The sequence below is a fragment of the Velazquezella soli genome (genome assembly GCF_977018685.1).
The window spans coordinates 1582954-1608699 of the sequence record NZ_CDRNXF010000004.1; the positions used below are offsets into that span (position 1 = coordinate 1582954).

Below are 25746 nucleotides of genomic sequence, written 5' to 3' on the forward strand. Positions count from 1 at the left end.
ATATTCTGTCGCAGACAGGCGTAATAAGTTATAGTTTAAATATAATTAAGCGCTGATATTACAGTGAAAATGCATCACGACTGGATTCTAGACTTGGTGTTTCGTTCGCCGGTTGCGCCCGGAGGGATGGGGTATCCTGTCCCGACAGCCCGGCTACTTCGAGACGTCAGGCCTCCACGGCACCAGTCTGCATTTCATCGCCGCCCAGCCCCGTCTTCATCGCCTTGCCCGCAACATAGGTTTCCACCACCGCGCGGTCGTCGCCCATGGTCTGCAGCAGGAACAGCTCTTCGGGCAGGGTCTTCACCGTTTCCATCCGAAGCCGCATTGCGGGTGTCGATCCGGCGTCGAGGATGACGAGGTCGGCCATCGATCCGATGTCGAGCGTGCCGATGTCGGCCTCCATGCCCAGCGCCTCGGCATTGCCGCGGGTCATCAGGTAGTAGCTTTCGAGCGGATTGAGACGTTCGCCCAGCAGTTGCTGGATCTTGTAGGCCTCGTCCATGGTCTTCAGCATCGAATAGCTGGAACCGCCGCCGATATCGGTCGCGACGGAAACACGGACGGGCTTTTCGCGCCTCCTCAAGGCTTTCAGCGGAAACAGGCCGGAACCGAGGAACAGGTTGGAGGTCGGGCAATGCACGGCAATGCTGCCGGCTTCCGACAGCGCATCTGCCTCACGCTCGGAGAGATGGATGGCGTGGCCGAGCAGCGTCTTTTTCCCCAGCAGGCCGTAGCGGGCATAGATGTCGGTATAGTCCGTCGCTTCCGGATAGAGCTCGGCAGTATACTTGATTTCGTCGTGGTTTTCCGAGAGGTGCGTCTGGATGAACAGGTCGGGGAATTCCTGCGCCAACGCTTCCGCCGCCTTCATCTGGCCCGGCGTCGAGGTGATCGCAAAGCGGGGCGTGATGGCGACGTGGTTGCGGCCCTTGCCATGCCATTCGGCAATCACGGCTCTGGTTTCGTCATAGCCCATCTCGGCCGTGTCGAGCAGGCCCTGCGGTGCATTGCGATCCATCATCACCTTGCCGCCGACCATGCACATGTTGCGCTTCATCGCCTCGGCGAAAAACGCGTCGGCGGAAGTCTTGTGGACGGAGCAATAGGCAACGGCCGTCGTCGTGCCGTGGCGCAGGAACTCGTCGTAGAAATGTGTGGCGATGCGCGTCGCGTGATCGCTTTCGACGAAGCGGCATTCCTCGGGGAATGTGTAGGTGTTGAGCCATTCCAGAAGGTTGCCGGCATAGGACGCGATCACCTGCATCTGCGGAAAATGCACATGGGTGTCGATCATCCCAGGCAGGATGAGGTGCGGCCGGTGATCGATCTCCTCGATATCGGCTGGCGCCTGCGCCTTGACCTGCGCGTAGTCGCCGGTTGCGGTGATCCGGCCGCCGGACACGAGGAGGGCGCCGTCGTGCTCGTACGAATAGCTGTCGGTATCGGTCATCGCGAGGGGCGCACGCTTGAATGAAAGAAGGCGGCCGCGGATCAGGGAATCGGTCATCTAAAACTCTATTTCGACGCTATTGCACTTTCATACCACGCAACGAGAAGACGGCGCTCCTCGGGGGTGATGGCGGACACGTTGCCTGGCGGCATGGCGTGGCTCCGGCCGGCCTGGATATAGATCTCGCGGGCGTGGGCAGCAATCTCCGCATCGGTTTCCAGCTTCACCGATTTTGGCGTGAAGGTGATGCCCTCCCAGACCGGCTCTGCTGCATGGCACATCGAACAGCGCCCCTGAACGACGTTGCGCGCCGCGACGAAATGCGTGTCGGATGCGAATGTCTGCTGGATCGGCGTCATGGCCGATGCGCTCGATATCTCGGTCTCGCCGGTCAGCACTTTCGGCACGGTCGAAAGCCACATGATGGCGATGAACAGGAGCACCGTCACTAGCCAGGTCCAGGTCGGCTTGCCCTTGCGCGCATGGGTGGTGTTGAACCAGTGCCGGATCGTCACGCCCATCAGGAAGATCAGCGCCGCGATCACCCAGTTGAAATGGGTGGCAAACGCCAGCGGATAATGGTTCGACAGCATGAAGAAGATGACGGGCAGGGTCAGGTAGTTGTTGTGCAGCGAACGCTGCTTGGCAATCGCGCCGTATTTCGGATCGGGCGTGCGCCCGGCGATCAGGTCGGCGACGACGATGCGCTGGTTGGGCATGATGATCATGAACACGTTGGCCGACATGATCGTGGCGGTGAAGGCGCCGAGATGCAGGAAGGCGGCGCGGCCGGAGAATATCTGCGTGTAGCCCCAGGCCATTGCGACCAGAACCACATAGAGAATGCCCATCAGCGCCCAGGTGTTTTTGCCGACAGGCGATTTGCACAGCTGGTCGTAGATGACCCAGCCGATCCCGAGCGAGGCCAGCGACAGACCGATCGCCTGCAGGGATGACAGGTCCATCACCGTGCGGTCGATCAGGAACAGGTCTGCGCCGCCATAATAGACGATGCACAGCATCAGGAAGCCGGAGAGCCAGGTGGCGTAGCTTTCCCACTTGAACCAGGTCAGGTGCTCCGGCATCTGCGCCGGCGCCACCAGATACTTCTGGATGTGATAGAACCCGCCGCCATGGACCTGCCATTCCTCGCCATAGGCACCGACGGGAAGATGCGCCCGCTTCACCAGCCCGAGATCAAGCGCGATGAAGTAGAAGGACGAGCCGATCCAGGCGATCGCAGTGATGACGTGAAACCAGCGCGCTGCAAAGCTCAGCCATTCCCAGGCGATCGCGTATTCGTACATTCCGTGTGTTCCCGATTCAGTTCCCCTGCAGCGCACTTTGGGCAAAAAAGGATCGCGAGGGAAGAGGGTCGGACGCCACCGTCATTCCGATACAGATCATATGGCAATGAGGGGAGCGGGCGAGGTTGCCGTGCCCGTCCATCCGGACTAGCTTTCGGGCGTATCAGGATCGAGGAGCTACCCATGAGCGAAACCGCAGAACCCCATCATGCCTCGTGCCACTGCGGCGCGGTGCGCTTGCGGGTCAAGTTGTCGGATGGGTTCAACACGATCCGGCGCTGTGACTGCTCGTTTTGCCGCATGCGGGGAGCCGTCGTTGCCTCTGCGCTGCTGAGCGATCTCACCATCCTTGAGGGCGAGGACAGCCTGGCGCTCTACCAGTTCAATACGGGGACTGCGAAACACTATTTCTGCAAGACATGCGGCATCTATACCCATCACCAGCGACGCTCAAATCCGGAGCAGTTCGGCATCAATGTCGCCTGCATCGAAGGTGTCAGTCCGTTCGATTTCCCCGAAGTGACGGTCATGGACGGCGTCCGTCATCCGGCTGATACGGGTGCCGATCCAAATTCGGGGATTGCAGGTGTCCTCAGATACTCGACATCCTGAGGCTGTCAGACAGCGGCAGTAATCCGTCCCAGGCGTGTTTCCGGATCGAGGCAGACCTGGTTGCGGCCCCGCATCTTGGCGGCATAAAGGGCCAAGTCGGCGCGCCGGTAGAGGTCGGCGGCGCTATCGCCGCTGTCGCCGGACGCGATGCCTGCAGAAAACGTGTAGCGGAAGCTCTGCTGTTCCGCGACGGGCCGCGAGTGACGCACCGCCTCCAGCATCTTGCCGACGATCGTCAGCGCGTTTTCCGGTGATGCATTGGGCAGGATCAGCACGAATTCCTCGCCGCCGACACGGCCGAGAACGTCGGTCTTTCGCACATGGCTGTGCAGTGTCTTGGCAAAGTCCTTCAGCACCGCATCGCCGACCGAATGGCCGAAACGGTCGTTGATATATTTGAAATTGTCGATGTCGAGCACGGCCAGGCATCCGGCCGGCTGCGATGGCGCCCCACCTTGCGAGCGCAACAGATCGTCGATCTTTGCCATCGCGAACCGCCGGCTTGGAATGCCGGTCAGTTCGTCGATCTGGGAGACCCTGATCGCGTCGTCGCGGTCCTGCCGGAGCGTTCTTTCGTCGGGGCGCATCGAGGTGATGTCACTTGCAACGCACAGCATCCAGCCGTTCGGCTGCATGGTTTCCGTCATCCAGAGCCAGCGGCCGTCGTGAAGGTCGGTTTCGTAGGCGCGAAAGCCGGTCTTGCCGCGCCGCGAAAGGGTGGAGCGCAGCCATGTCTCGAAATCCGTCGCCTTGATGACCGTGCCGCGCGCTGACAGGAAGTTGCGGCGCATCATCTCCGACCAGAGCGGATTTTCGGTCTCGTCGAGGCACCAGGCGTCCCGGAACGCACGATTGGCGAAACGTAGCCTGTCGTCCTGATCGAACACTGCGATCAGGACGCCTGCAACTTCCATCAGCCCGGCCATCTGCCGCAGCGTCGCGTCGTCGTTCAAGGCCATGATGTCCCAGAATGTGAGTCTCTGTCTGCGTATTTCTTAGCTGTTACTTATGAATGATCAGTTAGGCAATTTGTTTCAACCCGCGGTATACGCGGTTGAGCAGCAGCAGTGACCGTGCAGTGGTGACAAATCATTTTTGCGCCCTATCTTAGCGTCAATTGCAATTTTCAGAGTTTCCCTTGCTCATCGCCGATCTCGACGAACACGCCGCCCTTCTCGATCGTCTCGAGGCCCTCGAAGCCTACGACATCATGGATTCTCCGTCTGAACCGGAGTTCGACGGGATCGTCCAGATCGCCACCGCGCTTTGCAAGGCGCCGGTGGCGCTTATCAGTCTTGTCGATGCGGAACGCCAGTGGTTCAAGGCGCGTGTCGGGTTCAGCCCGTCTGAAACGCCGCTCTCCCAGTCGGTCTGCCGCCATGCGCTCGCCAGTTCCGATCTTCTGATCATTCCCGATCTCAAGGACGATCCGCGCACGCGCGACAACACGCTGGTGACCGGCGAGCCATTCATCCGCTTTTACGCGGGCGCACCGCTGATCACGCCCGACAATATCACCATCGGCAGCCTCTGCGTCATCGACAGTGTGCCGCGGCCGCACGGTCTCGACAACGAACAGCGCGAAGGACTGCGCGCGCTTGCAGGCCAGGTGATTGCGCTGTTTGAAGCGCGCCGGCTGTCGCAGCGCAAGGACGATCTGTTTCGCCGGCAGAAGAGCCTGACATCGCATATGCGGGCCGCTGCAAACGAGACGCTGGCTGCCCAGGAGGCTGGCGGCGTCGGCACGTTCGAAGTGGATATCGAGACCGGTCAGGCCAAGACGTCGCCGGCCTTTTGCCGCATCTTCCATCTGCCCGTCGCACCGATCTATCCGTCCTCCCTGTTTGAGGGAATGGTCGTGGAGAGCGACCGGGGCTTGCAGTCGAGCGACCTCGGCCGTCGGGAGGCCACGGATTCGCTCGACGTCGAGTATCGCATCAATACGGATGTCGGAATCCGCTGGATTTCGCGCACCGCCAGTTTCGTTCACGACGAGAGCGGACGGCCGATCAAGATGATCGGTGCGGTGAAGGACGTCACAGTCATCAAGCGGGCGGCCGCCCGCGTCCAGGCTCTGCTCGATCTCGGCGACCGTCTCAATCATCTGACCGACACAGAGTCCATGGCGATGGCGGCGGCCGACCTGATGGCCAAGGCACTGGATGCCACCCGCGCCGGTTTCGGCATCGTCAACCTTGCTGACGAGACGGTGCTGATGCAGCCGGAATGGACGGCGCCCGGTGTCGTGTCTCTTTCCGGCCGGCATCACTTCCGTGATTACGGCTCGTTCATCAACGATCTGAGGCTTGGCAACCCCGTCGTCATCCCCGATGTCACGCAGGACCCGAGAACCCGCGACAATGCGCAGGCACTGCTGGATCTCGATATCCGCGTCCTCGTCAATGTGCCGATCATGGATCAGGGGCGTTTCAATCTGGTCGTGTTCGCCCATCACACACATCCCTATGCGTGGAGCACCGAAGAACTGGCTTTCTTGCGCAGCTTTGGCGATCGCATCCAGGCCGCGATTGCCCGCGTGCATGCCGAGGCCGAACAGATGGTTTTGCAGCGTGAGCTCGGGCACCGTCTGAAAAACACGCTTGCCATGGTGCAGGCCATCGCCTCGCAGACCCTGCGTCCGGTCAAGGAGCGCAACCACGTGGACGCTTTCGAGCGTCGCCTGCATGCGCTGAGCACCGCGCACGAAATCCTTCTCGAGCGTAACTGGAGCAGTGCCCCCGTTTCCAACGTCGTTGAAAAGACGCTCGACCGTCTCTCCGTGCGCGAGCGGATCGACATCGTCGGCGATCCGATCATGCTTGGACCCAAGGGTACGCTGTCGCTGTCGCTCGTGCTGCACGAGCTCGCCACCAACGCGATCAAGTATGGCAGCCTCTCCAACACGACAGGCCGCGTTGCCATCAATTGGCACGTGGAAGGCGAGGGCGATCTTTCGTCGTTCAACTTCAGCTGGCAGGAAAGCGGCGGGCCCCAGGTTGCCGAACCGCAGGCCAATGGGTTTGGATCGAAACTTATTCGTATGGGACTGGCCGGAACAGGCGGCGTTAACGTTCGTTATGAACCATCGGGCTTCGTCGCCCAGATGCACGCGTCTCTCCCTCAGCTCCAGCAGGCAGATATCTGAATGGGATCACATACCCCGCCTTCAAGGCACGTCGTACTCGTAGTTGAGGACGAACCGCTGCTCTTGATGATGGCGACGGACCTCGTAGAAGAAGCCGGTTTCGAAGCCGTCGAGGCTCGAAGTGCCGATCAGGCAGTCGAAATTCTCCAGGAACGTAAGGATATCCGCATCGTCTTTACCGACATCGATATGCCGGGCAGCATGAACGGAATGCGGCTGGCCGCCATGGTGCGCGACCGCTGGCCGCCGATCGAGATCATCATCGTGTCCGGCCATGTGAAGCTCGGCAAGGACGATATGCCGGCCCGCAGCGTGTTCTACAGCAAGCCCTACGATGCCGCCAAGATCGCCGCCCAGCTGCACCGGATGGTCTCGCACCTCTGAAAACCTGCCTGAGTGTTGGTTCCTTAAGAAAAATCTAATAGGCAAGTTGTGCGCCGCACTATTTTGTTTAGCGGCACCAGCCGACTCGCGTATTGTAAGCTTTGCAAGTCCTCCGGCGGTGCCGGGTATTGCGTTGAGCGCGTCGCCGGAGATGACATTCATCAACGGAGAACAGGCTTATGCGTAGCGACATGACGCCGAGCAGGCGGTGCCTTCCAACGGGCGCGGTGATTGCGTTTGTATCCGGTGTATCCACGTTCGGCATTCCCATCCCACAGGGGCGGGCGCACGAGGCCGTGAGCGGCTTCAAATACGAGTCCTACTGCTGCAACGGTAACAATCATACCGGCGACTGCCAGAGGATCCCGACCAGGAATGTCAGGATCACAAGCGGCGGTTACGAAATCATCCTGAAGCCCGGTGACCACCGTCTGGTCACCCGCACCCATGATTTCCAGCTGCCGCAGAGCGAGGCTCGCCGCAGCACCGATTCCGAATATCACATCTGTCTTTATCCGACGGAAGACACGTTGCGTTGTTTCTACGCACCCGACATGGGCTTTTGAACGACCAGCATGATCAGTCTCGGAAACTCGGCATCATGAGGCGCATGAAATCACGGAAGGCGCGGATCTTCTTCGAATGCCGCCGCGTCTCCTGATAGGCGAACCAATAGTCGTTGCCGTCCGAGGCCCTGAGTTCGAACGGCTGGATCAGTCGTCCGAGCGCGACGTCGTCGGCGTAGAACTCGGGCTTCAGGATCGCCACGCCCTGGCCGGCGATCGCGGCCGCCGCCTCGAAAGCCTGTGCCCCGAAACGGCTGTTCGGTCGTCCCCCGAGATCCGCATCGGGAATACCGGCCGCGGCAAGCCACAGCCGCCACCAGACATCGCCCGCGTCGATGATCCGCAGCTTCAGGATGTCGGCCGGCTCGCGAACGCCGCCGATCGTTTCGGCCAGCACCGGGCTCAGCATCGGCGTAAAATCGCTCTTCATCAGGAAATGCGAGGTCAGTCCCGGCCAGTGGCCGGTGCCGCTGCGGATCGCCACGTCGGCTTCGGTCCGGGTGAAGTCCACCACGGTCTGGGAGGTTTCGAGCCGCACCGCGATGTCGGGGTTCTGCATCTGGAATGTGCCGAGATGAGGGGCGAGCCACCGGTATGCGAATGTCGCGGTCGTGTGGATGACCAGCGTGCTCTCTGACAGTTCCTTCGTTCCCGCCACAGCCTCGTCCATGATGCCGAACGCTTCCGATATTTTTGGTGCCAGCCGCTCGCCTGCCGCCGTCAATGTCACCTGTCGCGGCCGGCGGAGGAAAAGCTGGTCGCCCAAAGTCTCCTCGAGAAGCTTGATCTGATAGCTCACGGCCGTCTGCGTCATGCCCAGCTCTTCGCCGGCCCTGGTGAAACTTAGGTGCCGCGCTGCCGCTTCGAAGACGCGAAGGGCGTTCAGCGGAAAGTTCGTCGACATTTTCATGGATAAGCCCTCTTCATCCATCCAGACGGATGTTCCATTGGAAACGGAGCATTTTTGCGCGCATCTTCCAAGCACAAACATCAAATCAATGATGACTCAACAAGGGAGAAGCGGCCATGTTCAGTGGTTTGCGCGCTGCATTTCTGCGCCTGAAAACAAGCGTGGTTTTTTTGACATCGATGATCTCGGGCTCCCGCCAGCGGTGCGACGTGGAGAATGTCAGCGAGGACGAACTGCGGGCCTTCGGTCTGCTCGACGAGAGGATCTCGCCCAGCACCGTCAAGCGTCGCTTCCGTTCCGAGGCGTGGGCCGAGGTGGATCGCTACCAGCGCTTTCCGTGAGGCGCGTGTCAGACCGAAGAACGTGCGGGCATACCCTCTTCGACCGGGTGCCCGGCGGGGACGCGGTGCAACAGTTCGGCGGCGACCAGCGCTGCGATCACCGCCGGGCGCTTGTCCTTGACGCTGTCATCAGCCGACACACTGCCGACCGGCAGCGTCAGCCTAGATATCATCGCCGCACTCGTTTCGCGGTTCTCCGTCTGCCGCTGCAGCCAGTTTGCAAATGTCGCGCGCTTTGTGGCCGAGCCGATCATGCCGACATAGGCGAGGTCTCCCCGCGAGAGCGCCCGTTCGGCGATCAGGAAATCCAGCGCATGGTCGTGGGTGAGGATGACAGCCGCGCCACCCGGCGCAATCTCCGCCACATGCGCTTCCGGCATGGCGGCCAGCCGTGCGGAAACTTCTGGTGGCAGTCCCTCCAGCGCCTCGGCGCGTGTCTCGATGACGGTCACGGCAAAGGGCAGGGGCGCGAGAGCGCGTGCCAGCGCCAGACCCACATGGCCGCAGCCGAACAGGTAGATTTCGGGGCGCGTGTCCTCTTCGAAGCGGATACGGGTTTGCAGATCCGTAGCGACTTCAGGCGTCACGACAGTAAACACGAGTTTCGTGCGACCGCCGCAGCACTGGCCGATCTCAGGCCCCAGCGGAATATCCATCACCGCTGCGCCCAAGCCTGCCAGGATGGCACGCGCATTGTCGATCGCCATATATTCGAACTGGCCGCCGCCGATCGTGCCCCAGATCGCACTGCTGCTCACCAGCATGAACGTACCTTGCTCACGCGGCGTCGAACCCTTCGCCTCGGCGATCTCGACGAGGATCGATGCGGCGTTGGCGGCGAGAAACGCGGCAAGCGGCAGGGTCATGGTTGAGGCTCATGCGGCTGCGGCATCGCGGTTCACCCCAAAGCCTTCATCCGCTCGACCGCCATCAGCACCCTTTCCGGCGTGGCTGGCGCATCGAGCCTCGGGCAGGCGGTGTAGTCTGCAACGCTTGCCACCGCCATCGAGATTGCTTCCAGAACCGAGATCGCCAGCATGAAGGGAGGTTCGCCGACGGCTTTCGAGCGGCCGATGGTTGGTTCGGCGTTTTCCGACCATTCCGCCAGCTGCACGTTGAAGATCTTCGGCCGGTCTGAGGCGAGCGGGATCTTGTAGGTGGAGGGCGCGTGCGTTCTGAGGCGACCCTTGGCATCCCACCACAGTTCTTCGGTGGTCAGCCACCCCATGCCCTGCACGAAGGCGCCTTCGATCTGGCCGATATCGATCGCCGGATTGAGCGACTTTCCGACATCGTGGAGAATGTCGGTTCGATCCATCATGTATTCACCGGTCAGGGTGTCGATCGAGACTTCCGACACGCAGGCGCCATAGGCGAAATAATAGAACGGATGGCCTTTTCCGGCCGCCCGGTCCCAATGGATCTTCGGCGTCTTGTAGAAACCTGCGGCGGAAAGCTGGACCCGGTCGTAATAGGCGGCTTTGACGAATGTATCGAACGGCACGGTATCACCGCCGATGCGGATTCTGTTGGGCAGAAATTCCACCTCGGATTTCTCAACCTTCCACTGCCGGCAGGCGAAATCCACCAGCCGCTCCTTGATCTGCCGGCAGGCATCGTAGGCGGCCATGCCGTTGAGATCGGAGCCGGAAGAGGCAGCCGTCGCGGATGTGTTCGGCACCTTGCCGGTGGTGGTCGCCGTGATCTTCACCCGGTCGATATCCACCTGGAAGGCGTCGGCCACGACCTGCGCCACCTTGGTATAGAGACCTTGGCCCATCTCGGTGCCGCCGTGGTTCAGGTGGATCGAACCGTCGTTATAGACATGCACCAGCGCGCCCGCCTGATTGTAGGCGGTGAGCGTGAACGAGATGCCGAACTTGACCGGCGTCAGCGCGATGCCCTTGCGAATGACGGGGCTTTGCGCGTTGAATTCGAGGATCGCCTGTCGCCGCGCCTGATAGTCGCTCGACTGTTCCAGTTCCTCGACAATGCGGGCGATAACGCAGTCCTCGACCTCCTGATGATAGGGGGTCGTGGTGCGGCCGGAGCCGGGCTGTCCGTAGAAATTGAGCTTGCGCACCTCGAGCGGGTCTTTGCCGACCGCGTAGGCGATTTCCTCGATCATCCGCTCGGCGCCGAGCATGCCCTGCGGCCCGCCGAACCCGCGAAAGGCCGTGTTGGAAACCGTGTGGGTCTTCAACGGCTGCGACGTCAGGTGCACATGCGGGTAGAAATAGCTCGAATCCGCATGAAACAGCGCCCGGTCGGTGACGGGACCAGAGAGATCGGCGGAAAAGCCGCAACGCGCCGCGTAGGTCGCATCGACCGCGTGGATGCGGCCGTCCTCGTCGAAGGCGATATCGTAATCGACCCGGAAATCATGGCGCTTTCCGGTCATCGACATGTCTTCGTCGCGGTCCGGCCGGAATTTGACCGCCCGGTTGAGCTTCTTTGCCGCGACGGCCGCAAGGGCTGCGAACTGGTTGCCCTGGGTCTCCTTGCCGCCGAAACCGCCGCCCATGCGTCTGGTGCGGACTTCGATCGCGTGGTTCGGCACGCCCAGCACATGCGCCACCATATGCTGCACCTCGCTCGGATGCTGGGTCGAGGACCAGACGATCACGTCGTCATCCTCGCCCGGAATGGCAAAGGCAATGTGGCTTTCGAGGTAGAAATGCTCCTGGCCGCCGATTTCCATCGAGGCCTGAACCCGAAGCAGCGGCTTGCCGATCTCGGCCTCCGGCTCGCCGCGCTTCAGCGTCATCGGTTCGGTCACGAATGGCGCGCCATTGTCGCGCGCACCTGCGATGTCGCTCCAGTGGGGAAGGTCGCTATACTCGATCTTCGCCAGAAGTGCTGCCCGCCGGGCCTGGTCGCGCGTTTCCGCAAACACTGCAAAGATCGGCTGGCCATGGAACTGCACGAGATCGGTCGCCAGCAGCGGCTCGTCATGGCGTCCGGTCGAGCCGACGTCGTTGGCACCCGGAATATCGTCTGCCGTCATCACCCAAACGACGCCGGGGGCTGCTTTCACGACTTCGAGGTCGATCGAGACGATCTGCGCATGGGCGCGATCCGCAAGGCCCAGCCCGCCATGCAGCGTGCCCGCGGGTTCTGGAATATCGTCGATATATTCGGCCTGCCCGGTCACATGCTTGTGCGCCGAATCATGCTTTAGCGACACATGCATCGGGCCGTCGATCACGGGCTTCATCGGAAAGCTTGTATTGTCCATCATGCTTCCTCCAGCTCGAACCGGTGCAACTCGCTCGGTGCTCCCGCTGTCTCCAGGAAGAACCGCGTCAACAGGTTCTTGGCCGTCAGGCTTCGGTATTCAGCCGTCGCCCGCCAGTCGGTCAAAGGCTGGAAATCCGCATCGAACGCGTCGCGCACGGCCGATACCACGCCCCAGCTCCAGGGCTGTCCTATCAGCATATCTTCCACATGGGTCGCCCGTTTCGGGATTGCCGCCATGCCGCCGAAGGCGATGCGGATCTCCTCGACCAGCCCTTCCGCATCGAGCATCAGGTAAAACGCGCCGCACAGCGCCGAAATATCCTCGTCACGACGCTTGGAAATCTTGTAGACGGCGAAATGGCTGTCTTCTGCCGGGCGCGGCACGACGATCTTTTCCACCAACTCGCCGGGCTGCCGGTCCTGCTTGCCATAGGCGATGAAGTAATTCTCGAGCGGCATCGTGCGGCGACCGGAATGGGAACGCAGCGTCAGTTCGGCACCCAGCGCGATCAGGGGCGGCGGTGTGTCGCCGATCGGCGATCCGTTGGCGATATTGCCGCCGATCGTGCCCATGTTGCGCACCTGGCTGCCGCCGATCCGGTCGATCAGCCGGCCGAAGGCGGGAACCACCGCATCCATCACGCCTTGCGCATCCGCATAACTGACGCCGGCGCCGATGGAGACGCCTCCATCCTCAATGGTGATCGCCTTGAGTTCGCTGAGGTGGTTGATGAAGATGACAGGATCAAGCAGCCGCAGCTGCTTCGTCACCCACAGCCCGACGTCAGTGGCGCCGGCCACGACGGTTGCATCAGGGTTTTGGGAAAAGACTTCGGCAAAGGCCTCGACCGAGGCCGGTACGATGGAGCGTGCGCCGTCTTTCTCCACGACGATCGTGTCGGTCGCCGACTGCATGGAGAAAAGCTTGCCCATGATTTCGGTGCGGTCGCGTTCCAGCGGATCAAACAGCGCGCTCGGGCGGCTTTCCGCCACCTGTTCGGCCGCCTTGACGATCGGCTCGTAACCGGTGCAGCGACAGAGATTGCCCTGCAAGGCGCTTTCGATGTCCTGGCGCGACGGCTGTTCGTTGGAAAGCCAGAGCCCATAAAGCGACATCACGAAGCCCGGCGTGCAGAAGCCGCATTGCGAGCCATGACAGTCGACCATCGCCTGCTGCACCGGATGCAGAACGCCATCCTTTGCGGCCAGATGTTCGACCGTGACGATATGGGTTCCGTGCAGCGATCCGAGCAGGCGGATGCAGGCATTGACGCTTTCATAGATCAGGCCGCGTTCGCTCAGCCTCCCCACCAGCACCGTGCAGGCACCACAATCGCCCTCGGCACACCCTTCCTTCGTCCCCGTCAGCCGCCTCTTCAGGCGCAGATAATCGAGAAGCGTTTCCGTGGGGCCGAAATCTCCAAGGCTCAACTCTTCCGTGTTGAGAATGAAGCGGATCGCTGAACTCATCTGTCTCCTTCGTCCGCCGTTCCCGGCTTCTGCTGTCAATTTCATTGCGGCGGATGCCGAGGCATCCGCTCAAAGTCTCTGCCGCGACGCGACGCCCGACGTCTCCGCCGCGACACCCGCGCAACTCTCCTCATTCCTGTGCTCGTCACAGGAATCCAGCAGCGTCGCGTCCGCGACGCTGGAGGGCTTTTCCCACGCGAAAGACTTCGCGTGACTGGATTCCTGTGACGAGCACAGGAATGAGGGAAACGGGGGTGGGCGCCGTCGCCCACATCGCTTGCTTCGTGCAAGTCTACTGCGCAGTGCGGTCGACGTCGATGGAGATATTTTTGGCTGGGACGCGGAAGGCAACCTTTCCGCCGAGAGCGTTGTCCGGATCTTTCCGCCGCAGCGACCACCTAGCGTCTCCGTCGCAACACACGCCCAACTCTCCTCATTCCTGTGCTTGTCACAGGAACCCAGCAGCGTCGTGTCCGCGACGCGGAAGAGCCTCTCCACGCGAAAGACTTCGCGTGACTGGATCCCTGTGACAAGCACAGGGATGAGGGTCGTGGTGAGGACAACGCGCGGCCACGGAGAGCACGCGCAGGGAGACGGAATGAGGGAAGCGGAGACGTGCCGTTTCCTCAGTTGCACTCGCTCCCAATCGCCTCCCACGCCTAAACTACTGCGCCGTCCATCCGCCATCGATGGAGAGATGCGTCCCCGTGATACTTCTTGCCGCATCGCTCGCGAGGTACAGCGCCGCGGCGGCCACGTCCTCGACCGCGACAAATTCCTTCGTGGCCTGCAGCCGCAGCAACACTTCGTCTCGCACCTGCGCTTCGCTGATGCCCTTTTCGCGGGCCTGGGCGGGGATCTGTTTTTCGACCAGCGGCGTCAGCACGAAGCCGGGGCAGATGGCATTGACGGTGATGCCGGATTGCGCCACTTCGAGCGCCACGCTTTTGGTGAGGCCCATGATGCCGTGCTTGGCGGCCACATAGGCGGATTTGAACGGCGAGGCGACGAGGCCGTGGGCGGAGGCGACGTTGATGATGCGGCCCTTGCCTTGCGCCTTCATCAGCGGGATCGCGTGGCGCATCGTGTGGAAGGCGGACGACAGGAGGATGGCGATCAGCTGGTCCCATTTTTCCGGCGGAAAATCTTCGATCTTTGCCACATGCTGAATGCCGGCATTGTTGACGAGGACGTCGACCGTTCCGAATGTCTTCGCCGTGCTCCGGATCAGATCCTCGATCTCGCCGGGCCTGGTCATGTCGGCCGGGTGGTAGAGGACGGTTGCGGCACCCGCCTCGTCGAGCATCCGGCAGGCGGCCTCGATTGCGTCCTTTTCTCCAAAGCCGTTGATCACGACCGTATCGCCCGCGGCTGCAAAACCCTTTGCGATGCCGAGACCGATGCCGGACGTTGAGCCGGTGACGACGACGGTTCTTGCCATTTTTATAAAACCCTCCCTAGGCCAAAGCGTCCGCGCTTGAGCGGTGCCTCGACTGGAAAGGTACGCTCAAACCTTGCGCCCTGGCAATTGCCAAGGAGAGCCGAAAGAAGGGGAGCGAGCAAGGGCCAGGCGCCAGCCTTGCCCTTGCAGCAAGCTTCAGTTTGCCGGCTTGCCCGCACCGGTTGCGGCATGGGTCGCCTGCGCATGAGACGGGGATCGCGCCGGGTTGCCGGCCGTGTTTCTGGCGGCCTGGCGCACGCGGTTGCGCCCGCCTTGCTTGGCGTCGTAGAGCAGCGTATCGGCCACCCGCAGCATCTGTGCGAAGCTCTCGCCGGCCTCGCCCTGGTAGACTCCGAAGCTTGCGGTGAGACGTCCTTGAGCCAGCGGCGTGACAGTGGTCTTTGCGAGTGCTGCGCGCAACCGCTCGGCGATATCGGCGGCCTCCGTCTCGGTCGTCTTCGGCAAGACGATGCAGAATTCCTCGCCGCCGATCCGCGCCGCGAGATCGTAGGGGCGGACATAATTGGTGGCGATTTCGCCGGCTGCCACCAGAACCTGGTCGCCGACATCGTGTCCGTGACTGTCGTTGATGGTCTTGAACTTGTCGAGGTCGAACAGGATGACCGAGATCGGTTCCGCCTGGCGCTCGGCGCGTGCCAGTTCCTGCGCAACGCGTTCGCTCAGCCAGCGGCGGTTGCCAAGCCCGGTCAAAGGGTCGGTCATCGCTTGGTGGCGCAGCTTCTGCATCAGCGTTTCGACTTCGGCGACCATCGAGGTCACAGCCGTCGCGAGCACACCGATCTCATCATCGGCTTTGGAAAACATCCGTACCGGCTGGCCTTCGTCGCGATAGGTTTTGACCGCGCGCGTCAGGCTGCGAAGTGGCCGCAGCAGCAGCCAGAGGCCCGAAAGGCAGGCCAAGGTGCCGATCAGCGTGGCGCCGAGCAGCAACAGAAGAAGCGTGAGCGGCTGGGTTTCGAAACCGATCGCGAGATAGGCGATCACGGCGATCAAGGGCACGTGGATGGACAAAAAGCAGATCATGAAGATCTTGGCCGTCAGTGATTTCCTGAAAGGCTGCAGCGCCATCGGGGGGGTCGGATTCATCCCGGCTCCTTTTGAAGATACAAGTCCCCCTGCGGGGTCCAAAGACCGCATAAAGCTATGGGTGCGTCCAAAAGAGGGCGCTCGCTCAAAAAGGCAAATGCGAAATTTAGCAGTTTCGCCTCTGATCCTGTGGATAACGGTGCGGCACCCGCTCGATTCCAGCCTCCATGGCGGGGAGTTGCGGTTTGACGGCGACGGCGGCATCTGCTCAAACCGTGATCAACGCGCAAATGGTGAGGGAGGGCAGCATGGCGGGTTACATCCTGGCGATCGATCAGGGAACCACGTCGACACGGTCAATCGTGTTTGACGAAACAATGCAGATCGCCGGTGTCGGCCAGACCGAGTTTCCGCAGATCTTTCCGAAATCGGGCTGGGTGGAGCACGATCCGGAGGCGATCTGGGAGAGCGTTCTCGTGACGGTCAAGCAGGCGCTGAAGGCCGCAGGCCTTGAGGCATCGCAGATCGCCGCAATCGGCATCACCAACCAGCGCGAGACCGTCGTCGTGTGGGACCGCGAGACCGGCAAGCCAATCCACAACGCCATCGTCTGGCAGGATCGCCGCACCGCATCCTATTGCGAAAAGCTCAAACGCGAGGGTCTGGAAAAGACCTTCTCGAAGCGCACCGGCCTGCTGCTCGACCCGTATTTTTCCGGCACCAAGCTTTCCTGGCTGCTGTCCAATGTGAAGGGGGCGAGGGCGCGCGCCGCAAAGGGCGAACTCTGCTTCGGCACGATCGATACGTTTCTGATCTGGCGGCTGACGGGGGGAAAAAGCTTCGTCACCGACGCCACCAATGCCTCGCGCACATTGATCTACAATATCGCCGACAATGCCTGGGACCAGTCGCTGCTTGATATCCTCAAGATCCCGGCTGCCATGCTGCCCGAGGTGAAGGACTGCGCCGACGATTTCGGCGTGACGGAAAAATCCCTGTTCGGCGCCGAGATCCCGATCCTGGGCGTTGCCGGCGATCAGCAGGCGGCAACGATCGGCCAGGCCTGTTTCGAACCGGGCATGATGAAATCCACCTATGGCACCGGTTGTTTTGCCGTTCTCAACACGGGACGCGACATGGTGCCTTCGAAAAACCGGCTGCTCACCACCATCGCCTACCGGCTGGACGGCGAGACGACCTATGCGCTGGAAGGCTCGATCTTTATCGCGGGCGCTGCCGTGCAATGGCTGCGCGACGGAATCGGCGTCATCGACAAGGCGTCAAAATCGGGAGATCTCGCCGCAAAGGCGGATCCGCAGCAGGACGTCTATCTGGTGCCCGCCTTTACCGGCATGGGCGCGCCGCACTGGGATGCGGAGGCGCGCGGCGCCATGTTCGGCCTCACACGAGCGACGGGACCGGCGGAAATTGCCCGCGCGGCACTCGAAGCCGTCTGCTACCAGACCCGCGACCTCTTGGACGCCATGTGCCGCGACTGGAAGAACCGCAGCGGCGACACGGTGCTGAGGGTCGATGGCGGCATGGTGGCCTCCGACTGGACGATGCAGCGCCTCTCCGACCTCCTCGACGCACCGGTCGATCGCCCCAAGATCCTCGAAACCACCGCCCTTGGCGCCGCCTGGCTCGCCGGCTCCAAGGCCGGCGTCTGGCCAGACCGCAAGGCTTTTGCCAAAAGCTGGGCGAGAGAACGCCGGTTTGAGCCGGAGATGGACCCGAAGACACGGGTTGCCAAGATCAAGGGCTGGAAGGACGCGGTGAGGCGGACGTTGACGAAGGGGTGAGGGGGGATTTTGGCCCCAGCCCTCTTGCTTATCTAGCACCAGTCAATTTGTCGCTTGTTGACCGACCGCTCCCAGGTCGGGCTTGTAGCCGGGTTGACTGAATGGAGCCGGCTGTTTCCGCATCGATCGTGCTTTCGACTTGGAACGAACTGCGCCGACCGATGCTGCTCCGAGCATGATTCCCAAAAGTGCGGACGTCTTGATCGAGAGAAACGCGCCGCCGAACAGCGCCGTCGTGGTGATGTAGATCGATGCCATCAGTGGCAGGATCGGCGGTGTCAGGCGGGTCGAACTCAGGACGCCTGAAAAGAGGTAGAGGCAGAGCAACATGCCTGGCAGTGTGGCAGCGTAGACGAGATAGAGGATACCGCTGTCGCCGAACCGGCTCACGTTCAAGGCGCCCGAGAACAACTCGAAGATGTTGGTACTGGTGACGACATCGAATGTGATGGCGATGCGTCGAGGGGTTTCGGACTCGGCAAGCCGGCCATCACTCATCATGTAGAAGAAAAATGCCGCGACCAGCACGATGGCCGGACCCCAAGCCGACCATGCCATTCTGATATGCGACTGGAGACATGAGAGGCCGAAAAAGAGGATGATCATGGCGGACGGCACACGCGAGTCGGCCAGAAGTGCCAGGACCAGGCAGGCGGCAAATGCGCCCGCGCGTTGCCAGGGGTAGTGCCGGAACCAGACGGCGAAGAACATGCAGGCGACGACTGCGAAATATCCGAGCGACAGAGGTTCCAGAAACGGTCCACCGATCCGGTGATCGGTCAGGAAGCCGAAGAAACTTCCGCCGCCGCGGTTGGCGCCGAGATAAAGCCCCATCTCGTCCGAGCCGCTGGCGAGCTGGTCGGAGACCCAGACGCGGGTGTTGCGGAAGAACGAGAGGGGATTGAACAGCGTGGTATAGAGGCCGACCAGGAACGCATCCAGAAAGCAGATGACACCGACCGCAGCGATGATCAGCTTGAAGGCCTTGAACGGAAATTGCCTGATGACACTTCCGAAGATGATAAAGATCGGGATGACCATCAGGTCGTAGTAATGTTTCGAATTGAGCTCGTTCCAGATCGACGCCAAGAGTGCAAAAACAGCAAGGCAGGCGCAGGCGATCCAGAAGCTCAACGGAAGCTGCGGCCGCCGCAGGACAGCAACAGCAATCGCTGCTGCAGTAATCGCTAATTGAGCGACGGACGCGATAGTCGAATTGACCGGAAACAGTAGGCTGTTGGAGAAAGCAAGGGCCGTATTCAAAAGCGTTGCGGCAAACAAGACTATGCTTGCCGGCCTGTCGGCGTCGTTGTTTTCTCTGTAGGTCTGCAATGGCTGCCCCAATCCCGTCAACCGCCTCCGGTTTGTGGAACTGTTCTTAGCAGATCGATGTATTCATCGACAATCGCTCAGGATTTATTTCTCGCGCTTTCGTCTGCCCGCAGTTTGAGCCGTATCTTACGGACAGGTTGCTTATTTATCATCTTGGCACGACGATCCGTTCCGATTGGATCAGCGCAGGCCGCGGTCGCCGTCCGACCGGTGTCCCATAAAAAGACACATCATACCGGGTAAAATTCGGCAGCGCCATTTTCATGCCGGTATCGCTCGCCTATGGTCGCACCGCAAATTCGAGAAGGTGTAGAATGGTTCGGCTGCTGCGTGTTCTGTCGTTTTTTCTGGTGTCATGCTTGGCGGTCGCTGCCGGCCGGACCGAGGCGCAGGCAGGTTACGCGCATTTCATCTATGATGTGAGCGCGGGCAAGATTCTTGCGTCCGAAAATGGCGACGTGCTCAACCACCCGGCGTCGCTCACCAAGATGATGACGCTTTATCTCACCTTCGAGGCGATCAAGAGCGGCCGGATGACCTGGGACGAGCAGATCGTCATGACGCCGAACGCGGCGTCGAAGATCCCGTTCAAGCTGGGGCTGAAGCCCGGCGAGACGCTGTCCGTGCGCGAGGCGGTGCTTGCCACCGGCATCCGATCCGCCAACGACTCGGCGGCGGCGCTCGGCGATCGTCTTGGCGGTTCGGAAGAACGGTTCGCGACGATGATGACGGCAAAAGCCCGGGCGCTCGGCATGTCGAAGACGGTGTTCCGCAATGCGTCGGGCCTGCCGGATCCGGCCCAGATCACCACCGCCCGCGACATGGCGATCCTGGCTTTGTCGCTGATCCGCGACTATCCGAGCGAGTACCAGCTGTTTTCGATGCGGTCGTTCGTGTTCCGCGGCCGGACCATCCGCGGCCACAACAATCTCATGTACCGCTATCCCGGCATGGACGGGATCAAGACCGGTTTCGTGAACGCGTCCGGCTACAATCTCGCAAGCGCCGTTGTCGTCAACGGCAAGCGCTATATTGGCGTGGTGATGGGCGGCAAGTCCGCCCGCAAGCGCGACGACCAGATGGCGGCGCTGCTCGATCAGTATACCAACCCGATGCGGCCGGCAGGCGGTGCGCTTGTGGCAACGGCGGAGCCGCAAAAGCGTCCCGGCGTCCAGCCTGGGGGCCAGGCGGGAGCTCCGGCGGCGGGCCAGGTCCTCTCCTATGCCGAACAGCCGCGCCGTCAGATTTCGCCCGGCATGGCATCGTCGAGCCAGAGGACTGTCGCTGCCAGTGCCGGCGGCAGAACCCAGTCGCGCACCGGTATCGAACCGCCGGTTCCCTTGCCTTCCGCGCGGGTCGCCGATGCGTCGAGCGCTGCGTCGCAGGTGGATGCCGCGTCGAACGCCGCAGGCTGGAGCATCCAGGTTGCCGCCGCCGGCAGCCGCAGGGCAGCCACCGCGATGCTGGAGCGGGCACTGCCGGTTCTCGCAGGCGGGTTCGGCCCGGCGGCACCAAGCGTCGAGGGTTACAAGGACGGCGCCCGCGAGTATTTTCGCGCACGGTTTGTCGGATTTGCCAGCCGGGAGGTTGCCGCCAGCGCCTGCGCCTCGCTGCAGGCGAAGTCGATGACCTGTTTCGTGGTGCGCTGAGGCCTTACTCGATCGTTTCGCCGGGATAGACGCCCCACAGATCCGCCTGTCTGACGAAGCCGGCAAGCCGCCGGTTCTGCAATTGCGCGCGGCACCAGCGGCCGTCGCACCTGACGATATCGAGTTTCACCTCGGCTTGCAGTTGCGCCACCGGCCGCCCGTCGGATGCGGGCGCGATGCGCAACGGCACCGTCTCCTTGATCCAGGGGCCGACCACGGCGGTGCGGTTGCCGGAGAGAAGCGCTGCAAACATCCAGCCGCTCGCGCCTTGCTGGTCACGCACGCGCCGCCAGTTTCCGTATTCCTCGATGATCTCAAGCGGCAGGCCGCGGGCGGAATAGACAAAGGATGTCGGGTGATCCAGCGAGGGCCCGACCCGCATATGCGCCGTTCGTGATTTCAGCGACACAAAGCGGGGGATGGGAAACCCGGTCGAGCGGCCTTTCTTCCAGCCGTCGTTGAACGCGGCTTGCGCCTGCGGCACGCTGCCCCCCGTTTCGACCGGTGCCAGGATGGCGATCAGGACCAGGAGAGCGGGCAAGGCTCTTCTGGCGCGCGTTCCGATTTTTCCGTTTGTTTTCATCAACCCGCCATCGTTGCTGCAGCCAGCTAAGGCCGGCTGCGGCATTCAAGTCGGTCGTGGTTAGCAGGGCGTTAATCAACGCCACCAACGGGAACACGATGCACTCACGATGGGGTTATCGGTCGTCGCTCCCGGCCTGCGCCCGGTAGTCCCTGACGAGCCCTTCGTAAGCGTCCATCGGCGGAAATTCCGCAAAACTGTGGGTGGCGCCCGTGTTTGCCCAGGGGAATTTCGTCGAGGTGAAGGTTTCGATGAAGGGCGCAAACCAGTCGGCATCGTCCAGCATGGTCGGCCGGATGTTGACGAACCCGTCCATCCCTGTCGCCTTCGTGTAGAGCCAGCTCTTGCAGCGCGAGCAGTGGTAGTGATGGACATCGTCGCCATGCATGCCGCCGATGACAGGCTCTCCCGCTGTGAACTCGAAACCATCGGCAGGAATGGCGGCCGAGCAGGAGAAGGCGCTGGCGCTCATCTTCTGGCACCCCTTGCAGTGGCAGGCCATCGTGACCAGCGGCGCTGCACTGATCTGGAAGCGGATTTCGCCGCAGCGGCAGGACCCAACGATCGGCAGTTTCGGGATCGGCATGGTAATCTCCTCAGGTGATCCCGAGGAGATAGCGCATCATGCTGACAATGTCAGGCGGGGCGTTTCGGGATATCCAGTCCGCGCTGCACGGCGGGACGGGCTAGGCCGCGTTCCAGCCATTTCGGCACATGGACAAGCTCGTCATAGCCGACGAGGTCGCCGGCACCGTAAAAGCCGATCAGGTTGCGAACCCATCCGAGCATGGAAATGTCGGCGATCGTGTATTCGTCGCCCATCACCCAGTCGCGCCCGGCGAGCCGGGTTTCCAGCACGCGGATCAGCCGGGCGCTCTCCTTGGCGTATCGGTCACGCGGGCGCTTGTCTTCGAAATCCTTGCCGGCGAATTTGTGGAAGAAGCCGAGCTGGCCGAACATCGGACCGAGCCCGCCCATCTGGAACATCACCCACTGGATCGCCTCGTAACGGCCGGCCGGGTCGGCGGGCAGAAACTGTCCCGTCTTTTCGGCAAGATAGATCAGGATCGCACCGGATTCGAACAGCGCCAGAGGTTTGCCGCCGGGACCATCCGGATCAAGGATCGCCGGGATCTTGCCGTTCGGGTTGAGCGACAGGTACTCCGGCTCCCAGGTCTCGTTCGCCCCGATATTGATGAAATGCGGCTCGTAAGCCAGGCCCGTCTCCTCCAGCATGATCGAAACCTTCACGCCATTCGGCGTGGGCGTCGAATAGAGCTGAAGGACTTGAGGGTTTTGGGCGGGCCAGCGGGTGGTGATCGGATAAGCGGAAAGATCGGCCATGGGGGATCCTCGGGTTGAACTATCCAGAACACCCTAGTTCGGTGACTGCCCGTGGAAAAGAGGAAACGTTTCCGTGGCTGTCAGCCCGAATTGCACCACGAAAAAGCCGGGCGTCCTTGCGGACACCCGGCTCCATTCATTCCGTCCAGGCCGCCGCGATTACAACGCGATGTCCGGGACTTTCTTGACGTCGCCGGCGGGCGTTACCGTTGGGTTGGCGGCGGCTGCTGCGTTGACCGCCGGGGAGGCGATGGCCAGCTGCAGGCGGGCTTCCGTGGCGGCCCATGCCTTGGCCAGCATGTCCGGGTTCTCGTTCAGCTTCTGGCCGTAGCTCGGAACGATCGTGTGGACGCGTTCCTGCCATTCCGGTGTCTTCAGCTTTTCGGCGAACACCTTCTTCAGAACGTCGAGCATGATCGGGGCTGCGGTCGAGGCGCCAGGCGAAGCGCCGAGAAGGGCTGCGATCGAGCCGTCCTTCGCTGCGACGATCTCGGTGCCGAGCTTCAGCACGCCGCCCTTGACGGGATCGCGCTTGATGATCTGCACGCGCTGGCCGGCCTGCCACAGGCGCCAGTCCTCGGCCTTGGCATTGGGGAAGTAGACCTTGAGCGCTTCGAAGCGGTCTTCGTCGGACATGATCAGCTGGCCGGCGAGATACTGGACGAGCGCGAACTCGTCGGTGCCGACCTTGACCATCGGCCAGATATTGTCGAGCGTGACCGAAGCCGGCAGATCGAACAGCGAGCCTTCCTTGAGGTACTTCGTCGAGAAGGTGGCGAAGGGGCCGAACAGGATGTGGCGCTTGCCTTCGAGCACGCGCGTGTCGAGATGCGGCACCGACATCGGCGGAGCGCCGGTCTCGGCCTGGCCATAGGCCTTGGCGAGGTGACGTTCGACGATCTCAGGCTTGTCGCAGACGAGGAACGAGCCGCCGACCGGGAAGCCGGCATAGTCGTCGCCTTCCGGAATGCCGGACATCTGCAGAAGCGGCAATGCGCCGCCGCCGGCACCGATAAAGACGAATTTCGCCCGGACCGTTTCGGATGCGCCGGTGTCACGGTTGGAATAGCTGACCGTCCAGGTGCCGTCGTCGTTCTTCTGCATGTCGTCGACTTCCGACGAGGTGCGCAGGGTGAACGTCTGCTGGGCCTTCAGGTGCGCCACGTACTGGCGGGTGATTTCGCCCCACTCGACGTCGGTGCCGAGCGGGCTCCAGGTGACGGCGAGCTTCTGGTTCGCGTCACGGCCTTCCATCATCAGCGGAACCCATTCGGCGATCTTGGCGTGATCGTTGGAGAATTCCATGCCGGAGAAGAGCGGGCTCGCCTTCAGCGCTTCGAAGCGCTTGGCCAGGAACGCGGTGTTGTCTTCGCCCCAGACAAAGCTCATGTGCGGCGTCGAGTTGATGAACGAGCGCGGATCCTTCAGAACGCCGACATCCACCTGGTGGGCGAGGAACTGACGGGTGACCTGGAACGCTTCGTTGATTTCGATTGCGCGGTTGATCTGGACATTGCCGTTGCTGTCCATCGGCGAATAATTGAGTTCGGCGAGCGCCGAGTGGCCGGTGCCGGCGTTGTTCCAGCCGTTGGAGCTTTCCATCGCGACCTTGTCGAGGCGCTCGATCATTTCGATCGTCCAGGTCGGCTCGAGCTGCGAGATGAGAACGCCGAGCGTGGCGCTCATGATGCCGCCGCCGACGAGGAGAACGTCGACCGTCTTTTCGGGAGAGGTGGTTTGCGCCCAGCTCGGAAGCGTCGTTGCGCCAAGTGCAGCAGCGCCGCCCGCAGCGGAGCCGAGAAGCTGGCGACGGCTGACCGCCATGCCGCTTGTGGAGGACGAAATGTTATTGTTCTTGGAAGGCATCGCCACCTCGGAATTGTTGGTGTTTCGCTCCTCCCGCGGCGGTCTCTAAGGGATTTATCATAGACCGACAAGCCCCCGTTGCGGCATTTTGTCGGCAGGACAGCGTGACGCGGCGGCTGTTCTTCAAAAGATGATTGAATTCATCTTGTTTTGATCCGGCGGCGTGGATATAGGGCGCGTGCGCCCATCGTCCTTCAATAGGGAACCACTCTCGTGACAGCGATTAAGTCTCTTCTGGCCGTCTCCGGCCTTTGCGCCGCTCTTGGTCTCGCGACTGCCGATCTTGCCGAGGCGGCAACCCAGTACCCGCTGACGATCGACAATTGCGGCGCTTCCGTCACCTTCCATAAGGCCCCGGAACGGGCCGTCGGACTTGGCCAGAACAGCGCGGAAATCCTGCTGATGCTCGGGCTCGAGGACAGGATGGTCGGAACCGCTTTCTGGCCGAGCAAGGTTCTGCCGCAACTGGAAGAAGCCAATGCCAAGGTGAAGCTGCTGACTGTCGAATTCCCGACATTCGAGAGCATTCTGGCGCAGAACCCGGATTTTGCCGCCGCCGCGCTGCCGAGCCTGATCGGCCCGACCAGCAAGGTTGCCAAGCGCGAGGATTTCGAGAAAGTCGGCGTCCCCACCTATATCTCGCCCAGCACCTGCCTTTCCACCGAAAAGGTGAAGAACGAATACGGCAGCCGCGACCAGCTGTGGAACATGGATCTTCTCTACAAGGAAATCGCCGAGCTTTCGCAGATCTTCGACGTTTCCGATCGCGGCGATGCAGTGATCGCCGATTTTAAGGCGCGTGAGGCTGCCCTCCGGTCCGGCGTTGCCAAGGACGGCAAGACGCTTTCCTATGTGTTCTGGTTCTCCAGCCCATCGCCGACTGCCGATGCCTATCTCGGCGGCAAGAACGCGGCGTCCGGCTTTATCGCCGATCTCTTGGGCGGCAAGAATGCCGTGACCGCGGAAGCCGAATGGCCGACGCTTGGATGGGAAAGCATTATCGCTGCCAATCCCGATGTGATCGTGGTCGCCAATCTTGACCGTAACCGCTGGGAACTGGACAAGCCGGAAGCCAAGATCAAGTTCCTGACCACCGATCCGGCCGTCAGCCAGATCGCGGCCGTCAAGAACAAGGCGATGGTGGTGATGGACGGTCAGGCGATGAACCCGACGATCCGCACGATCTACGGCGCCGAACAGGTGGCCTCGCAGCTCAAGGCGCTTGGTCTCCTGAAGTGAGCGAAACGCAGCGAC

22 protein-coding genes are annotated in these 25746 nt (G+C 61.7%); 8 read left to right on the top strand and 14 right to left on the bottom strand.

Annotated features, from left to right (window positions below; all coding sequences use genetic code 11):
• Nucleotides 1-166: 166 nt before the first annotated feature.
• Nucleotides 167-1510 carry a guanine deaminase gene (gene guaD, locus AC0JZ8_RS11270; RefSeq protein ID WP_471892518.1) on the bottom strand — a complete coding sequence of 448 codons (1344 nt, stop codon included), beginning with the start codon at nucleotides 1508-1510 and terminating at the stop codon, nucleotides 167-169.
• A gap of 8 nt (nucleotides 1511-1518) precedes the next feature.
• Nucleotides 1519-2760 carry a urate hydroxylase PuuD gene (gene puuD, locus AC0JZ8_RS11275; protein ID WP_430254493.1) on the bottom strand — a complete coding sequence of 414 codons (1242 nt, stop codon included), beginning with the start codon at nucleotides 2758-2760 and terminating at the stop codon, nucleotides 1519-1521.
• A 183-nt stretch (nucleotides 2761-2943) separates the two neighbouring features.
• Here puuD and AC0JZ8_RS11280 point away from each other — a divergent pair, with 183 nt between their 5' ends.
• Entirely contained in the window at nucleotides 2944-3372 is a 429-nt protein-coding gene (locus AC0JZ8_RS11280; protein ID WP_471892519.1) for a GFA family protein, read from the top strand.
• 5 nt (nucleotides 3373-3377) lie between these two features.
• Here the strand turns inward: AC0JZ8_RS11280 and AC0JZ8_RS11285 are convergent, their stop codons facing one another.
• Complete coding sequence (locus tag AC0JZ8_RS11285; protein ID WP_371816154.1) at nucleotides 3378-4331, bottom strand: GGDEF domain-containing protein; 954 nt, start codon at nucleotides 4329-4331, stop codon at nucleotides 3378-3380.
• Nucleotides 4332-4510: 179 nt separating this feature from the next.
• Between AC0JZ8_RS11285 and AC0JZ8_RS11290 the strand changes: the two genes are divergently transcribed.
• The 3 genes from AC0JZ8_RS11290 to AC0JZ8_RS11300 all read left to right on the top strand — a co-directional run bounded on the left by AC0JZ8_RS11290 (nucleotide 4511) and on the right by AC0JZ8_RS11300 (nucleotide 7467).
• Nucleotides 4511-6517, top strand: a complete 2007-nt coding sequence (locus AC0JZ8_RS11290; protein WP_062582790.1) for a GAF domain-containing protein — start codon at nucleotides 4511-4513, stop codon at nucleotides 6515-6517.
• Nucleotides 6518-6901, top strand: coding sequence for a response regulator (locus tag AC0JZ8_RS11295; RefSeq protein ID WP_092660231.1), 384 nt, complete (start codon nucleotides 6518-6520; stop codon nucleotides 6899-6901).
• A gap of 179 nt (nucleotides 6902-7080) precedes the next feature.
• Entirely contained in the window at nucleotides 7081-7467 is a 387-nt protein-coding gene (locus AC0JZ8_RS11300; protein ID WP_471892520.1) for a hypothetical protein, read from the top strand.
• A gap of 13 nt (nucleotides 7468-7480) precedes the next feature.
• Here the strand turns inward: AC0JZ8_RS11300 and AC0JZ8_RS11305 are convergent, their stop codons facing one another.
• Nucleotides 7481-8377: a LysR substrate-binding domain-containing protein gene (locus AC0JZ8_RS11305; protein ID WP_244476133.1), complete on the bottom strand. Its 897-nt coding sequence runs from the start codon at nucleotides 8375-8377 to the stop codon at nucleotides 7481-7483.
• A 161-nt stretch (nucleotides 8378-8538) separates the two neighbouring features.
• Here AC0JZ8_RS11305 and AC0JZ8_RS11310 point away from each other — a divergent pair, with 161 nt between their 5' ends.
• The gene (locus AC0JZ8_RS11310) at nucleotides 8539-8718 is read left to right on the top strand and encodes a hypothetical protein (RefSeq protein ID WP_156461906.1); all 180 of its coding nucleotides are present in this window, start codon (nucleotides 8539-8541) and stop codon (nucleotides 8716-8718) included.
• An 8-nt stretch (nucleotides 8719-8726) separates the two neighbouring features.
• On the opposite strand, the gene xdhC is transcribed toward AC0JZ8_RS11310, so the two are convergent.
• From xdhC to AC0JZ8_RS11335, 5 genes are all read right to left on the bottom strand, one after another.
• Nucleotides 8727-9584: a xanthine dehydrogenase accessory protein XdhC gene (gene xdhC, locus AC0JZ8_RS11315; RefSeq protein ID WP_471892521.1), complete on the bottom strand. Its 858-nt coding sequence runs from the start codon at nucleotides 9582-9584 to the stop codon at nucleotides 8727-8729.
• A gap of 32 nt (nucleotides 9585-9616) precedes the next feature.
• A complete protein-coding gene (xdhB, locus tag AC0JZ8_RS11320) occupies nucleotides 9617-11956 on the bottom strand; it encodes a xanthine dehydrogenase molybdopterin binding subunit (RefSeq protein ID WP_471893358.1) in 2340 nt (779 codons plus the stop codon).
• Complete coding sequence (gene xdhA, locus AC0JZ8_RS11325) at nucleotides 11956-13428, bottom strand: xanthine dehydrogenase small subunit (RefSeq protein ID WP_471892522.1); 1473 nt, start codon at nucleotides 13426-13428, stop codon at nucleotides 11956-11958. The genes xdhB and xdhA overlap by 1 nt, the downstream gene beginning before the upstream one ends.
• Nucleotides 13429-14092: 664 nt before the next feature.
• Entirely contained in the window at nucleotides 14093-14869 is a 777-nt protein-coding gene (locus tag AC0JZ8_RS11330; protein ID WP_062455520.1) for a 3-hydroxybutyrate dehydrogenase, read from the bottom strand.
• A gap of 156 nt (nucleotides 14870-15025) precedes the next feature.
• On the bottom strand, nucleotides 15026-15976 hold the full coding sequence (locus AC0JZ8_RS11335) for a GGDEF domain-containing protein (protein WP_471892523.1): 951 nt from the start codon (nucleotides 15974-15976) through the stop codon (nucleotides 15026-15028).
• Between the two features lie 248 nt (nucleotides 15977-16224).
• On the opposite strand from AC0JZ8_RS11335, the gene glpK reads away from it, so the two are divergent.
• Nucleotides 16225-17718 carry a glycerol kinase GlpK gene (glpK, locus tag AC0JZ8_RS11340; protein ID WP_471892524.1) on the top strand — a complete coding sequence of 498 codons (1494 nt, stop codon included), beginning with the start codon at nucleotides 16225-16227 and terminating at the stop codon, nucleotides 17716-17718.
• Between the two features lie 42 nt (nucleotides 17719-17760).
• On the opposite strand, the gene AC0JZ8_RS11345 is transcribed toward glpK, so the two are convergent.
• The gene (locus tag AC0JZ8_RS11345; protein WP_471892525.1) at nucleotides 17761-19050 is read right to left on the bottom strand and encodes a hypothetical protein; all 1290 of its coding nucleotides are present in this window, start codon (nucleotides 19048-19050) and stop codon (nucleotides 17761-17763) included.
• Nucleotides 19051-19364: 314 nt separating this feature from the next.
• On the opposite strand from AC0JZ8_RS11345, the gene AC0JZ8_RS11350 reads away from it, so the two are divergent.
• Nucleotides 19365-20699: a D-alanyl-D-alanine carboxypeptidase gene (locus tag AC0JZ8_RS11350; RefSeq protein ID WP_062455530.1), complete on the top strand. Its 1335-nt coding sequence runs from the start codon at nucleotides 19365-19367 to the stop codon at nucleotides 20697-20699.
• Between the two features lie 4 nt (nucleotides 20700-20703).
• Here AC0JZ8_RS11350 and AC0JZ8_RS11355 read toward each other — a convergent pair whose 3' ends face one another.
• The 4 genes from AC0JZ8_RS11355 to mqo form a co-directional block, all read right to left on the bottom strand.
• Nucleotides 20704-21240, bottom strand: coding sequence for an SH3 domain-containing protein (locus tag AC0JZ8_RS11355; RefSeq protein ID WP_192086214.1), 537 nt, complete (start codon nucleotides 21238-21240; stop codon nucleotides 20704-20706).
• A gap of 157 nt (nucleotides 21241-21397) precedes the next feature.
• Complete coding sequence (locus AC0JZ8_RS11360; protein ID WP_325262141.1) at nucleotides 21398-21868, bottom strand: GFA family protein; 471 nt, start codon at nucleotides 21866-21868, stop codon at nucleotides 21398-21400.
• 50 nt (nucleotides 21869-21918) lie between these two features.
• Complete coding sequence (locus AC0JZ8_RS11365) at nucleotides 21919-22626, bottom strand: glutathione S-transferase N-terminal domain-containing protein (RefSeq protein ID WP_174196380.1); 708 nt, start codon at nucleotides 22624-22626, stop codon at nucleotides 21919-21921.
• A gap of 159 nt (nucleotides 22627-22785) precedes the next feature.
• Nucleotides 22786-24450, bottom strand: a complete 1665-nt coding sequence (mqo, locus tag AC0JZ8_RS11370) for a malate dehydrogenase (quinone) (RefSeq protein WP_471893359.1) — start codon at nucleotides 24448-24450, stop codon at nucleotides 22786-22788.
• 255 nt (nucleotides 24451-24705) lie between these two features.
• On the opposite strand from mqo, the gene AC0JZ8_RS11375 reads away from it, so the two are divergent.
• Nucleotides 24706-25731 (top strand): ABC transporter substrate-binding protein, encoded by a 1026-nt coding sequence (locus tag AC0JZ8_RS11375; RefSeq protein WP_471892526.1) that lies wholly within the window; start codon nucleotides 24706-24708, stop codon nucleotides 25729-25731.
• The last annotated feature ends 15 nt before the right edge of the window (nucleotides 25732-25746 follow it).